Source organism: Shewanella nanhaiensis (assembly GCF_019457885.1).
GTDB classification, from domain to species: Bacteria; Pseudomonadota; Gammaproteobacteria; order Enterobacterales; family Shewanellaceae; genus Shewanella; species Shewanella nanhaiensis.
Map to the genome: position 1 here is coordinate 112,088 of NZ_JAHZST010000011.1, position 13,054 is coordinate 125,141.

At 44.5% G+C, this 13,054-nt stretch carries 15 protein-coding genes; 11 read left to right on the forward strand and 4 right to left on the reverse strand.

The window, feature by feature from the left end; genetic code table 11:
- Positions 1-15: 15 nt before the first annotated feature.
- Both K0625_RS15460 and K0625_RS15465 read left to right on the forward strand, forming a co-directional pair.
- On the forward strand, positions 16-690 hold the full coding sequence (locus tag K0625_RS15460; protein WP_220110510.1) for a TIGR01621 family pseudouridine synthase: 675 nt from the start codon (positions 16-18) through the stop codon (positions 688-690).
- A 19-nt stretch (positions 691-709) separates the two neighbouring features.
- On the forward strand, positions 710-874 hold the full coding sequence (locus K0625_RS15465) for a YqaE/Pmp3 family membrane protein (RefSeq protein ID WP_012327346.1): 165 nt from the start codon (positions 710-712) through the stop codon (positions 872-874).
- Positions 875-981: 107 nt separating this feature from the next.
- On the opposite strand, the gene K0625_RS15470 is transcribed toward K0625_RS15465, so the two are convergent.
- Positions 982-3,138 (reverse strand): TonB-dependent receptor, encoded by a 2,157-nt coding sequence (locus K0625_RS15470; RefSeq protein WP_220110511.1) that lies wholly within the window; start codon positions 3,136-3,138, stop codon positions 982-984.
- 495 nt (positions 3,139-3,633) lie between these two features.
- On the opposite strand from K0625_RS15470, the gene K0625_RS15475 reads away from it, so the two are divergent.
- The 8 genes from K0625_RS15475 (at position 3,634) to K0625_RS15510 (ending at position 10,015) form a co-directional block, all read left to right on the forward strand.
- Entirely contained in the window at positions 3,634-3,801 is a 168-nt protein-coding gene (locus K0625_RS15475; protein ID WP_220110512.1) for a DUF2986 domain-containing protein, read from the forward strand.
- A gap of 198 nt (positions 3,802-3,999) precedes the next feature.
- Positions 4,000-5,223: a sodium/glutamate symporter gene (gltS, locus tag K0625_RS15480; protein WP_220110513.1), complete on the forward strand. Its 1,224-nt coding sequence runs from the start codon at positions 4,000-4,002 to the stop codon at positions 5,221-5,223.
- Positions 5,224-5,557: 334 nt separating this feature from the next.
- The gene (gltS, locus tag K0625_RS15485) at positions 5,558-6,781 is read left to right on the forward strand and encodes a sodium/glutamate symporter (protein WP_220110514.1); all 1,224 of its coding nucleotides are present in this window, start codon (positions 5,558-5,560) and stop codon (positions 6,779-6,781) included.
- A 195-nt stretch (positions 6,782-6,976) separates the two neighbouring features.
- Positions 6,977-7,261, forward strand: coding sequence for a BufA1 family periplasmic bufferin-type metallophore (locus tag K0625_RS15490; protein ID WP_220110515.1), 285 nt, complete (start codon positions 6,977-6,979; stop codon positions 7,259-7,261).
- Complete coding sequence (gene bufB, locus K0625_RS15495) at positions 7,261-8,133, forward strand: MNIO family bufferin maturase (protein ID WP_220110516.1); 873 nt, start codon at positions 7,261-7,263, stop codon at positions 8,131-8,133. Before K0625_RS15490 ends, bufB begins: the two co-directional genes overlap by 1 nt.
- Positions 8,120-8,881 carry an HvfC/BufC N-terminal domain-containing protein gene (locus K0625_RS15500; protein ID WP_220110517.1) on the forward strand — a complete coding sequence of 254 codons (762 nt, stop codon included), beginning with the start codon at positions 8,120-8,122 and terminating at the stop codon, positions 8,879-8,881. The genes bufB and K0625_RS15500 overlap by 14 nt, the downstream gene beginning before the upstream one ends.
- A 1-nt stretch (position 8,882) precedes the next feature.
- Positions 8,883-9,368, forward strand: coding sequence for an RNA polymerase sigma factor (locus tag K0625_RS15505; RefSeq protein WP_220110518.1), 486 nt, complete (start codon positions 8,883-8,885; stop codon positions 9,366-9,368).
- A complete protein-coding gene (locus K0625_RS15510; protein ID WP_220110519.1) occupies positions 9,365-10,015 on the forward strand; it encodes a DUF3379 domain-containing protein in 651 nt (216 codons plus the stop codon). The genes K0625_RS15505 and K0625_RS15510 overlap by 4 nt, the downstream gene beginning before the upstream one ends.
- Here the strand turns inward: K0625_RS15510 and K0625_RS15515 are convergent.
- Positions 10,012-11,004: an aminoglycoside phosphotransferase family protein gene (locus tag K0625_RS15515; protein ID WP_220110520.1), complete on the reverse strand. Its 993-nt coding sequence runs from the start codon at positions 11,002-11,004 to the stop codon at positions 10,012-10,014. The two genes, K0625_RS15510 and K0625_RS15515, sit on opposite strands and share 4 nt — an antisense overlap.
- A gap of 49 nt (positions 11,005-11,053) precedes the next feature.
- The gene (locus K0625_RS15520; protein ID WP_232847126.1) at positions 11,054-11,509 is read right to left on the reverse strand and encodes a putative hemolysin; all 456 of its coding nucleotides are present in this window, start codon (positions 11,507-11,509) and stop codon (positions 11,054-11,056) included.
- Between the two features lie 342 nt (positions 11,510-11,851).
- On the opposite strand from K0625_RS15520, the gene yecR reads away from it, so the two are divergent.
- Positions 11,852-12,196, forward strand: a complete 345-nt coding sequence (yecR, locus tag K0625_RS15525; protein WP_220110521.1) for a YecR family lipoprotein — start codon at positions 11,852-11,854, stop codon at positions 12,194-12,196.
- A gap of 62 nt (positions 12,197-12,258) precedes the next feature.
- Here yecR and moeB read toward each other — a convergent pair whose 3' ends face one another.
- Positions 12,259-13,038 carry a molybdopterin-synthase adenylyltransferase MoeB gene (gene moeB, locus K0625_RS15530; protein ID WP_220110522.1) on the reverse strand — a complete coding sequence of 260 codons (780 nt, stop codon included), beginning with the start codon at positions 13,036-13,038 and terminating at the stop codon, positions 12,259-12,261.
- Positions 13,039-13,054: the final 16 nt, after the last annotated feature.

The following is a 13,054-nucleotide window of genomic DNA, read 5'->3' on the forward strand; positions in this document are numbered from 1 at the left end:
ATTAATGAGAGATAGATGTACCAGATAGTTGCCGATGAAACCGATTTTATCGTGATCGCTAAGTCCCATAATGTTCATTTTCATAGCCAAGATGGTAGTGCGGGTGTGATGGCGCAGCTTGAGCAAGATTTAGGGATTAAACTCTTCTCTGTGCATAGGTTAGATACCTTAACATCGGGGCTTTTGCTGTTTGCTAAGTCGAGTCAAGCGGCGGCTGAGTTTACCCGTTTGTTTACTGAGCACAGAGTACAGAAGTACTACCTGGCTTTAGCGAAAGGCAAGCCAAAGAAGAAGCAAGGCTCGATTGTTGGTGATATGGCTAAGTCTCGCCGTAGCATGTATAAATTGATGAGAACGATGGAGAATCCGGCTAAAACGCAGTTCTTTTCTCAGTCGGTGGCAGAGGGCCTACGTCTGTATCTGCTAAAGCCGTTAAGTGGCAAGACTCATCAGTTAAGAGTCGCACTCGCGAGCATAGGTGTGCCTATTTTAGGCGATACACTTTATGGTGGTGAGGAGTCGGATAGAGGCTACCTGCACGCCTTTAGTTTGCACTTTATTTTTAGTGGTAAAGAGTATCAATACATTAATTTCCCTAGTGAGGGGGTGAGTTTTACTGCCCTTAATACAATAAAGCAGTTGCAAATGTGGTCAGAGCCTGAGAAATTAGATTGGCCTAAACAGAAATAATTATTAAAGGAGTTAGTTAATGGACACCAATAAGCTATTACTTGTTGTGATCGCCATCTTGTTACCACCCGTGGCTGTATTTTTAAAATCAGGCGTGGGTAAAGATCTTTTGATCAATATTATTCTATGTCTATTATTCTTCATCCCAGGTTTGCTACATGCGCTTTGGGTTGTGACTAAGTAACTTATAAGTAATTAAGTTATATAGAAACAGAAACGCAGCCAACTGGCTGCGTTTCTGTTTTTTGGCTGTCTACTTCTGAGTAGATCAAATCTTTATTCTGATTAGTATTAGAAAGGCATTGTGAAGCCAATTGTTGCGGTTCGGCCCATCCCCTTAAAGTAACGGGTATCTTTACCAACAGTCTGTGAGTAGTAGGTGTAGTAGTCTTCATTCAGCAGGTTTTGGATCCCTACACTTAAAGTACCATCGTAAACCGGAATAGAGACAGAGGCGTCGACGGTGGTGTAGCCGTCAAATGTTGAATAGATCTCATCGCTGGCATCTTTAAAGTCTTTATCCATAAAGAAGTTTGCCTGAAGTCGAGTGGAGATTTCGTTGTCGAAGTTATGTGTCCAAAACAGATTGATTCGGTTTGGTGACAGGTTTGCACCATCGAGATCGGTATCGACACTCATATCATCGTTTGAGTCGTAACGACCCTTCTGTATCGCTAGGTTCATGCCCACATCATCATGATCGCCAAGATAAGCGGTTATATTGGACTCTATCCCCTCAATGACACTTTTCTCTCGCTTGACCACAAATGAGCCGCTGCCATCCTCTTTCTCTACCATACGCGTGCCATAATCGGTAGATGAGCGGTAGTAAGCTATTTTAGCGCTGAAATACTCCCCCTGATAATCGGCACCAAACTCTATATTGTCGGTCACAACCGGTGTTAGTGCCAGCGAGTCATCTATGCTTGGATTCAGATCTGGGAAGCTGTCGCCGTCACGCAGTACTCGTCCAATATCCGGCATACCGAAACCTTGGTTAAAGCTGGTATAGATACGGGTCGATGGAGTGATTTTATAGGAAGCACCTAAGTTAAATAGGGTTTCGTTAAAGTCTGGTGAGCCACCCTGGATATCTTTGTCACCATAACCATAAAGGGTTTTATAGTCATCGACTTTAAGTCTGGCATATTCATAACGGATCCCGCCCGATAGGGTGAGGTTATCGATAAGATCATAATCCAGTTGTGCGTAGGGAGCGATATTCTCGTAGGTGCTTTGTGGTACCCATGAGGCGCCACTCACGACCATATCTTGTTGTGTGGTGTCACGGAAGATATCCATACCGTAAGCTAAGTTAAGGCCAGAGCCTGCAATATTGTTGGCGAGCATTGAGGCTTTCACTCCCCATTTGACCGACTTATTGCGCGATTGCTCGTAGTAGAGAGATTCACCATTGCTGCCCGTTCCACAAACGGTGACCTGATCGCTACCCTCTAGGCTGGGATCATAGAAATCTGACCAACAGCCACCGCCGTAAACCGCTTCAAAGTTTTGATTGAAAAACTGCAGTTGCATCTGTTGTCCTGCAATATTCTCATGACTATAGGTTAAGCTGGTGGTCGTGACTTGGTTATTGGCCGCTTCCCAAGGCTGATTCTGTTTTATTGCACCAGTAGGGACACCGTTTTCTTTGTCACCTTTAATGGCCATATAGTCGCCGTTATTCTCCATATTAAAGTGGTTAAGCATCAGCTCTAAGCGAGATTCATCAAAGTCATGGCCGAGTTTGAGAAAAAGGTCGGCACTTTGGCTATCCATGGACTCGCCCTGAGTCGTGTCTACACCAATCATCTGATCGTTAGCATCATAATAGACGCCATTGTTACGGTAGCTCACAGAGCCTATCATATCGAGCTGATCTGATTCTCCAGAAAAGGCATAGCTGGTACCAAAGCTGATGCCGTCGGAGTCTAGGCTGTTAGGCACAGTGACATCTAAGCTTACCTGGTGCTCATTATCGCCTGTGGGTTTCTTGGTGATGTAGTTGATGATGCCACCTTGAGCGCCTAGGCCGTGCATCGCATTTGCACCATGGATGATCTCGATACGTTCAATCATGGCTGGATCGATAGTTTGGCCTGAGCGGCCGCCACTTCTAAGTGGGTTTGATTGAGGAACCCCATCTATCATGATTAACGGGCTGCGACCTCTGAGCGTCTCGCCCGTGTTACTCATCTTTTGACGGCTAGGAGAGAAACTAGGGGCTAGGTTACCTATGATGGTGGAAAGATCTTTGGTGGTTCTGAACTGCTGTTCTAGTTGCTCTTGGTCGATAATCGTAACTGTGTTGGGAATGGCACTAACAGGTTTATCCATGCGACTTGCCGTTACTGTAATGACCTCCATATCTCTCTCTTCTGCAGTGGTGGCATTGGGAATAAGGGCGGCCGAGATAGATAAAGCAACGAATGAGATCTTAACGTTCATATCGAGTCCTAGAGCAAAGTGGTGCAATACGGTTTCGCTGAGTATGTTATTTACAGTAAATAGTATTGCAAATGATAATGATTACTGTTGCGGCGAATTGTAGGGAGGTGAATAACTTATGTCCACCTTCATAGTCTTGGATGCAGAAAAAATCATCATACTGTGACTTACACCTCCTGATTTGTTGATTATCCGTTTGAATTGTAAGGTAAAGCGGTGGTTGGTTGTATATTTGTTTCGGCCTTGCTGTGGCGGTTTTTTTTGCAGAGATAAGCATCACTTTGCTCTTAATTAGCTAAGGGGGATTTTTCAATTTTTTTAAATAGTTAATTAACTTCCTCTAGAATTAGTCCCATGTTTTTCCATGTTAAATCGACTCTATATTGGCTTTGAACTCGGTTGAATTTCGATTCTGGCAGTGAAATGCGCTATAATGCGCGGCCTTTACCTCTATCCTGATGGATTGAGTAAAAAATCAAATAGAGTGGGTTAGAGATGAATAGAAAGAAGAAGATCAATGAAACATTGAAGGGCAAGGCTAAAAAAGCCAATGCCAAACTTCATTCGAGTAATAAACCTAAATATATCTCTAAAGCTGAACGTGCACGTATCGCGGAGGCCGAGAAAGATGGCGCTCCAACTATAGATATGAGCCAAGGCTAACCCCTCTCCTCAAATAAATTCAATGTCGTAAAACGAGTAGTTATAGCACCTAGTGCTGCTGTCTCATCTTATGTGCTGAGCATATTTTTTGTATTCAGTATGACCGAATGGAGAACGGCGTTTTACTTATCTATTTATCGAGCCCGTATTGGGATTGATAGAAGGGAGTAGAACTGCAGAGCTTCAAATAGGAGTTTCATGAACACAGTTTATTCAATTGGCGAGCTTGAGTCGTTTTTGGTCGCAATTTTAGTGCTCTTTATTGGGCACTCTATTAATCGTCATGTGCCTTTTTTCAGGAAGTATAATATTCCTGAGCCCATCGTTGGTGGTTTGATTGTCGCGGCTATTATCACCATTTTGCATTTCAATAATATTACCTTAGCGTTTACTCTTTCGATGCAGAAAACACTAATGTTGATGTTTTTCAGTACCGTAGGCTTGGCTGCAAACTATAAGTTGTTGCTTAAAGGAGGATCTAAGGTCTTTCTATTTCTAGGGATCGCGTCTCTGTTTATTCTTATTCAGAATGCTGTCGGTGTCAGTATGGCGACCGCGTTGGGCTTAGAGCCTTTAATGGGACTGATTGCTGGTTCTATTACGCTATCTGGTGGCCATGGAACTGGCGTTGCTTGGGCGCATACTTTCCAAGAGAACTATGGGATCAATACCTTAGAGTTCGCAATGGCGGCGGCAACCTTTGGTTTAGTGATGGGCGGGATCATAGGTGGTCCAGTCGCTCAAAGGTTGATTAATAAGAATAATTTGGTCTCATCTTACGGTGTTGGTGGTAATCATCATAAAGATCATCCAGATCTAGTGACCTATGATCAACTGGAAGAGGACAGGGTGACAGCCAAGAGCATTTTGGAGGTGATGTTTATTCTGCTTCTGTGTGTCTCTGGTGCTAAATGGGTTGCGACGCTTATCTCTAGCTTGGGTATTAGCTGGCTAAAGATGCCTGAATTTGTCTATGCCCTGTTTATTGGCGTGGTGATCACCAATATTACTGAGCTGTCCCATGGTTATAAAATAAAGAGTGAGAGTGTGGATGTATTAGGTACTGTCTCTTTGTCGCTATTTTTAGCCATGGCTTTGATGAATTTAAAACTGTGGGAGATATTTGATCTCGCACTGCCTCTGTTGGCCATTTTGCTGGTGCAAACTGTAACCTTAGCGCTGTTCGCTTATTTCATCACCTTTAGGTTAATGGGTAGAAACTATGATGCCGCTGTGATGGCCGGTGGCCACTGTGGTTTTGGTATGGGGGCAACACCGACGGCTGTGATGAATATGGGGGCACTTGTTTCGAGAACGGGTCCATCGCCTCAGGCCTTTATGGTGGTGCCAATTGTGGGCGCCTTCTTTATCGATATCGTTAACGCCATTATCTTGCAGGGTTACCTCAGTTTTATTGGTTAAACCTGTTTATTCTGCTTATTTAATTAAGCCAGCTCTACTTTTGAGCTGGTTTTTTTATGCATATTGAGCGTGAAATTTAGTCAATCGAGTGTATTTGTAGCGATAAAACCTCTGTTTGATCAAACTGTGAGCCCTCAAGAGTGTGATCTCTATCTTAATCATCATAAATCAGTCGTTTATACGAAATTAGATTAGTCGTAAATCTCAACTCTTGTGGCAGAATGTTCGACTGTTTCGTCACAGGTGAAAAAGGGCATCACAATGACCCTACCTCTGAATGACCAGGTGAAAGGCTTTAGTATCGATCGTCGATTTTGTTGGTATTAGGAGTTTTATGAGTACTGTTTATTCAATTGGTGAACTTGAGTCGTTTTTAGTGGCGATTTTAGTTCTGTTTATCGGGCATACGATTAACCGTCACGTGCCGTTATTTAAAAAGTATAATATCCCAGAGCCTATTGTCGGCGGTCTTATCGTCGCAGCGGTGATCACGATACTGCACTTCAATCAGATCTCTATTCGCTTTACCCTCTCGATGCAGAACACCTTGATGTTGATGTTTTTCAGCACTGTGGGTCTTGCTGCCAGCTATAAGTTACTTCTCAAAGGCGGCACTAAGGTGTTTATGTTTTTGGGGGTTACCTCTCTGTTTATTCTTGTTCAAAATGCCGTGGGTGTCAGCATGGCAACGGCGTTAGGTCTAGAGCCTTTTATGGGCTTAATTGCTGGCTCCATTACTCTCTCTGGAGGTCATGGAACAGGGGCGGCTTGGGCACAAACCTTCTATGAGGACTATGGCGTCAATACACTTGAGTTTGCCATGGCCGCAGCGACATTTGGTTTGGTTATGGGAGGGATCATAGGTGGTCCAGTAGCCCAGAGGTTGATCAATAAGAATAACTTAGTCTCCTCATACGGGGTGGGAGGTAACCACCACAAAGATCATCCTGAGTTGGTGACCTATGATCAACTGGAGGAAGATAGGGTTACAGCTAAGAGTATTCTTGAGGTGCTGTTTATTCTTCTGTTATGTGTTGCTGGAGCCAAATGGATAGGCACGCTTGTCTCCTATCTGGGGATCAGTTGGCTGAAGATGCCTGAATTTGTCTATGCACTTTTTCTAGGTGTGGTGATTGCGAACATTACAGAACTCTCCCATGGCTATAAGATTAAGAGTGAGAGTGTTGATGTGCTGGGTACAGTCTCTTTATCACTGTTTCTGTCCATGGCCTTGATGAATCTTAAGCTGTGGGAGATATTCGACCTTGCACTGCCTCTGCTTGCTATCTTATTGGTGCAGACACTGACACTGGCGCTGTTTGCTTACTTCATTACCTTTAGATTTATGGGAAGTAACTATGATGCTGCTGTAATGGTCGGAGGCCACTGTGGTTTCGGCATGGGAGCAACCCCTACAGCCGTGATGAACATGGGCGCGCTCGTTTCCAGAACAGGCCCTTCGCCTCAAGCCTTTATGGTGGTGCCGATTGTTGGTGCCTTCTTTATCGATATCGTCAATGCCATTATTTTGAAAGGCTACCTCAGCTTTATCGGTTAAGCTATCTCTTGGCTCCTCCTTATCTGCGGAGGAGGAGCCAAGAGCTTGTACACCTTTTCACTCCTTTCCCTTTCTTAAATTTCTCCTCTGCTCACTAATTTAGTATTAGCAAAAATATATTCAGATCATGCAATCAAATTTATCTGCTATTCGTTATAGAGATGACACTTCACTTTTTATAAAGGATAGAACTTGATGAAATCTTCAAATAAAGCGCTTGGTTTAACGGTTGCGGGAATTTTAGCTGCAGGTCTTTCTGTAAGTGCTAATGCGGTACCAGAACAGCCGACTGAATGGGAAAAATGTGCAGGTATCGCTAAGGCGGGTGCTAATGATTGTGGTGCGCTCGATGGTAGTCATGGCTGTGCAGGACAAGCCAAAGAGGACAATCTTGCACATGAGTGGGTGTATGTTCCTGCAGGAACCTGCGACAAGATAACCGGCGGTGAGGTTAAAGCTGTTAAACCGGCGAAATCTTAATGCCAGGTAGTCACTTAGCGGGCGCAGGCATTGGCCTGCGACTTCCTCATGTGCGGGAGATCTTAGCAGCAGGGCAGACAGATATTCCCTGGTTTGAGGTCTTGGTAGATAACTGGCTTGTCGAGGGAGGATTGAATAAACGAATGCTGCAGGAGATAAGTGAGCGTTACCCCATAGTGCTCCATAGCGTGGGGCTCTCCTTGGGGGGACTATCTCCTTTAGACTTAGATTACCTAAAGCAGGTTAAAGCGCTGAAGCAGGAGACCGGAGCCCTCTGGTATTCCGAACATGCCAGTTTCTCTGGCAATAATGATTTTAAAGTGCCAGATCTGCTGCCATTACCCTATACCGAAGAGGCCGTTGACCATCTAAGCCAACGCATTATGCAGGTGCAGGAGTTTATGGGTGAAAGAATTCTGCTGGAAAACGTGTCTACCTATCTAAGTTGCCAATTTAATGAGATGACTGAGGGGGAGTTTATCGCTGCCGTTGCCGACAAAGCAGACTGTTACCTGTTGCTGGATATTAATAACGCCTATGTGACAGCTAAGAATCTGGATCAGGAGATGCAGAGATTTATGGATCTGATCCCAGTTGAGCGAGTTAAGCAGATACACTTAGCCGGATTCCATGATAAAGGAGATTTCCTGCTTGATGCTCATAACCACCCTGTGGACCAAAAGGTGTGGCAGGCGTTTGAGCTATTTATCGAAAAAAATGGTGCGATCCCAAGCATGATTGAGTGGGATAACGATCTGCCTCCTTTGACCCGTCTACTGCAGGAGAGAGAGATTGCCGCTAGCATTCTCGCATCAGCTAAACCTGTGACTCAAGCCGCTGGAGTTTCTAGGGGGAGTTATGCGCTTAGCTGAGTGGCAGGAAGCATTTGTCGGTGTTCTTAGTAAATCAAGAGCCGATGAGGCATTACTCTCCTTGGTTAACAGCAGAGAGGCTGAGCGTTTATCTGTATATCGAAATAATAGTAAGCAAGCGTTAGCGGCCGCTTTAGGTATTAGCTTTCCTATCTGCAAGCAGGTATTGGGTGAAGTGTGTTTTGAGCAACTGGCCCAGCGTTATCAAGGTCTACACCCGCTGAAGTTGAGTAACTTGAATCTTTATGGTGAACACTTTCCTGAGTTGCTCATCGATACTATAGCCAGACACTTGGAGTTTGAAGGTTTAGAGTACCTTGCCGATCTAGCAAGACTTGAGTGGTTGATACAGTTAAGTTATTACGCCGCCGATAGGCTAGCTTGTCAGCCTTTGTCTGATATCTCCACGCTCACTGAGTTACAGCAGGCTTCGCTGGTAATGTTACTGCGTCCAGATGTTTATCTATTTAGCTCTTCATTCCCTCTTTATGAAATCTGGCTTAAATATCAGCAAGAGCAAGATGATATAAAGATCGACTCCCCTCAGGAACACTATTTTTTCGCTATTTACCGTGAGCCATTTAAGCCTAAAGTTCAGCGTATCTCCTCCGATTTATATCAGGTACTTAGAGATATTCAACAGTCACGAACTTTAGGCCAGATCAATGACTCTGGCGTTGATATGAGTGTGCTCAATAGTGGGATCACCCAAGGTTGGGTATGCGGTTTTCATCTGGAAGAGGCTTGATATGCTGAGCCGTGAGCTGTTACAGGGGTTATTTCGTTACTGCTTCTGTCTGACAGCTGAGCAAAGAAGTGCTGAAGATCTGTTACAAACCTCACTGGAAAAATGGATCCGCCGTGGCCAATCGGTAGAGTATTCCCATGCCTATATACGCAAAATTATCCGTAATCAATTTGTTGATGACTGCCGCCGAAATAGCGCTATCGCTTTCGAGTCTATCGAAGAGGGGGCTCCTATTTTACTTGATGAGACCTGCATTGAGGAGCTAGAGATACAGCATAACCTGATCGAGCATGTATTCGAACTACTGAATACTGCCGAGCGTGAAGTGCTCTATCTTTGGGCTGTCGATGGTTATACTGCATCGGAGATATCACAGGAGCTGATGCAGCCCAGAGGAACGATTCTGTCTCGGTTACACCGTATTAAGCAGAAAGTGGCTGATGTTTCCCAAAGCAGTCCCCATAAGCGGTCCGGAGTCAGAGTATGAATAAAAAATATGTGACAAGAGACTCCCTATTTAAAACCTCTGCAAAAGAGTATATCGAACAGAAAGAGCTGGATAGCGAGCAGTTAGATAGATTCGAAAGCCTGCTTGGTGGTTATACCCAGGAGGCAAAACCTAAAGAGAGTAATACTGCCTTAGGTGTTTCTCGCCGAACCAGTGTCTATATGGCGATCACTGCAAGTGTGGTGATGTTATTGATGATGAGCTTGAATCTCTACTTTCAGCAACCATCAAAGATAGGCCTGATAGCCGATGAAGTGGCGATGAATCATATTAAGATGAAACCCTTAGAGCTAAAAACAGCACGGCTTCCTCCGCTGCGGGATTATTTTACCCAACTGGATTTCTCTATTGTTAACTCCTCAATTTTTAGCCAGCAGAACAATAACATGTTGGGTGGGCGTTACTGTTCGATCCAAGGGGTGACAGCTGCTCAGATCAGATATCAAACCGCCGCAGGTAAGAAGGTTACCCTGTATGAGGTGGGTTATGATCCCAAGATCTATGGCGTGTTACCTGATGTGGGCAAGGGGGAGAAGCCCTTACATATCGAAGTTAAAGGGATAAGCGTTAACCTCTGGGTTGAGAAAGGGCTGTTGATGGCAGAGGCCAGAGATATAGGCAGTTAGAGAGGAAAGAACTTTGCTTCGAGTGCCTGCCAACTAACTTCATCTTTGCAGTTCGGTACATGTTGCAGCAGGTAGTTAATATCACCTGTATGCCTTATTAGGCTTAAGATCATCATATGTTCCTGTAGCTGTTTACTCCTAGGGCCTAAATAGCCGTAGCCATCGAGAAAGGCGTGCAATAATGCTGGCTCTCCTAGAGCAAGCAAAAGAGCTGGGGAGGTAAACTCAAACTCAGGAACTGGGCAGGCCAGCGCGTCGCCGAAATCAAAAATACCTGTGAGTTGATAACCATTAGCTACTTTATTCACCATCAAGTTGCCAGGGTGAAGATCGGTATGGATCAGATACAGTTGTGGTGAATCTAGCTGGCTATCTAACCTAGATAAGTGATGTTTAAGATAATCGGGCAGACTCGCAAGTAAGGGGGCTGCTAACTTCTGCTTTTTACGTTTTTCGAAGCAGTTTTGGCTCTGTTTCTTTACAAATTCCCGCCAGTTCACCCTAAGCTCAGTTAACTCTTTCTGAGGGAGCTTGTGTAGCTGAGCGCTAAACTGTCCCAATCTATAGGCGATCTCTGATCTGTTTTTTTCGCTTATCTTGTCCATAACATTTGAGAGAGGAGTGCCAGAAAGCTTTTCAATCACTAAGTAATGCCAGTTATCTATCTCCCCTGAGTAGATAAGCTTAGGGACTTTAATGCCAAGTTTATGTTGATTGAGCAGGCTTAAGCTGAGAAGCTCACTTCGGTATTGGGCGTACCAATTTGGCGCCAACACCTTAACCATATAGCTTTGCTCTTGATGGTGCTGACGGTCTAAAGTGAGCTCAAACACTGGGTTTGAGCCCTCTAGGTTCTGTGATATTTTCTCTACCGTTAAACCGTGGCGGATGATTAGCTTCGCTAACATGGGTTGCCAGTCATCAAGTTGCCAATGATCGCAAATATCGCAAGCCTCATCATAGCTGGGATCACGGGGCAGTATGCTCATTGGTTAAATGCTCCTTAAATGCTTGGCTTGCTGATAATACAGGTCGACATCATTGTGTTATCGGTAGCAACTCTTTAGCGGGATCTGCCTGCTTATGATCGCGTCTGAACAGCTCCCATTGATCTAACGCTTCACCACTTGGCAGGGTACAGATACCAGTATCCAGTGCCAGCTTACCCTGCAGAGATTCACAATACTTAGCCGCTGGGTTAGCCATATCAATGGCGGTTGTAACCTCTTGTTTGTTGGCTTTTCGGTAGAGGGTCCACTCCTCTATCTTCTCACCGCTAGGAAGGTGGCAGATCCCAACTTGCCCTTTAGCTTCATTGTTAATCTCTAGTTTCCCACCCAGTGAAACACAGTACTCTGAAGCTGGATTTGCCATAGAAACGGCTGAAGGTGCTTGTTCTATATCTGCCTTGGCGGAGGTTTGTTCGCTTGGGTTACATGCTGTCAGTGCCACGGTTGCCGTGATAACTAAAGCCAGTGAGGTGATTTTAATCATATCCTTCGATTCTCCAAAAAGAGTAGCGTTATTAATTAGGTAGAATAAATATCACTTGGTATCAGACAGTGATTAGATATTTATATTGTTTGTATAATAACGCTTTAAACAGCAAAAAGGGTTTTTAGCTAGGCAATAACTTTCTCTTATGTCGATTAAGGAACACGTTTTGGAGTTAACGTTTCTTTGGGATGATTTTTTGAGTGGAAGTAATACTCTATCAACGAACTTGACTTTTTGTTGGTACGAGATGTAAACCTGCTTGTTACATCTGTGAGGGTATCTGTATTTTTTGCTGCTTTTTTGGGAAGAGCCGTTGTTTACATCATATCTTTATTTAGTATGCCCCCATCGTTATTTATAAATATTGGGGCATCGGATCTGAAAACAAGAACAGCATTACTACTCGCTACCTGCGTTATGTTGATTGCATCAGGTTGCGCTACACGAAGTGACTGGGAGGCTGTTAGTGGCTCTAAGAGTGACGGAGTTGTGACTTTACGCTATGAGTTAGCAGCTTCAAAAGCTTACTTACCCGACGAACCTGGGGCAATAGCATTGGCTAAGCAAAGGTGTGGGTACTGGGGATTTTCGAGTGCTAAAGCGTTTGATACACAGACTCAGCACTGTAGTGATGAAGTGTGTCGTACGTACATCATCACTAAAGATTATCAATGTATTAATTAATCCCACTTGGCTAGTCATATGTTCTTTTATGACTGGCCTTGGCTCGCTCTACGGTGGCCGCGTTAGCTTAAACGCGAACAACACACTTCACAGTTAACCTGTTTGCTCAACTTCATCTCACGAAACTCCATGGTCATGGCATCGATCATCAATATCCTGCCAATCAGCGGTTTACCTATACCGCTTATCACCTTTATCGCTTCCACTGCCTGCAGACAGCCAATCATACCGACCACTGGGGCTAGTATTCCAGATTCGACGCAGGTGAGGTGCTGTTCACCGAAGAGCTTGCTGAAGCAGTGGTAACAAGGTGCTTCACCTTGATAGTCAAATACTGTCACAGTGCCCTCCATACGGATCGCTGCAGCTGAGATCAGTGGTACCCTGTGGGCAAAGCAGCTTTTATTGAGTTGTTCTCGCACTGCGACATTATCGGTACAGTCCATCACCAAAGTATGTTTAGCAATTAAGGCATCGAACTCATGATCATCAAGTACAGCATTGATGGTCTCTACCTGAAGATGTGGGTTGAGCTCACTAAGGGTTTCTTTAGCGGACTCGACTTTAGGCTGACCGATGTTTTTATCTTGATGTAACACCTGACGTTGTAGGTTTGATAGTTCAACTGTATCGAAGTCCACTAAGGTCATGGAGCCAATACCTGCAACGGCCAGATATTGTGTCGCCGCACATCCTAGCCCGCCAGCACCGATCACTAAGACTTTGGCGAGTTTTAATCTCTCCTGCCCCTCAAAATCCATCGCCTTGATGGAGATATGGCGGCTGTATCTGAGTATTTCACTGTCAGATAAAATCTCATCGCTGTCTGTGGTTGAACTCATCACTGTTTCCTAGGAT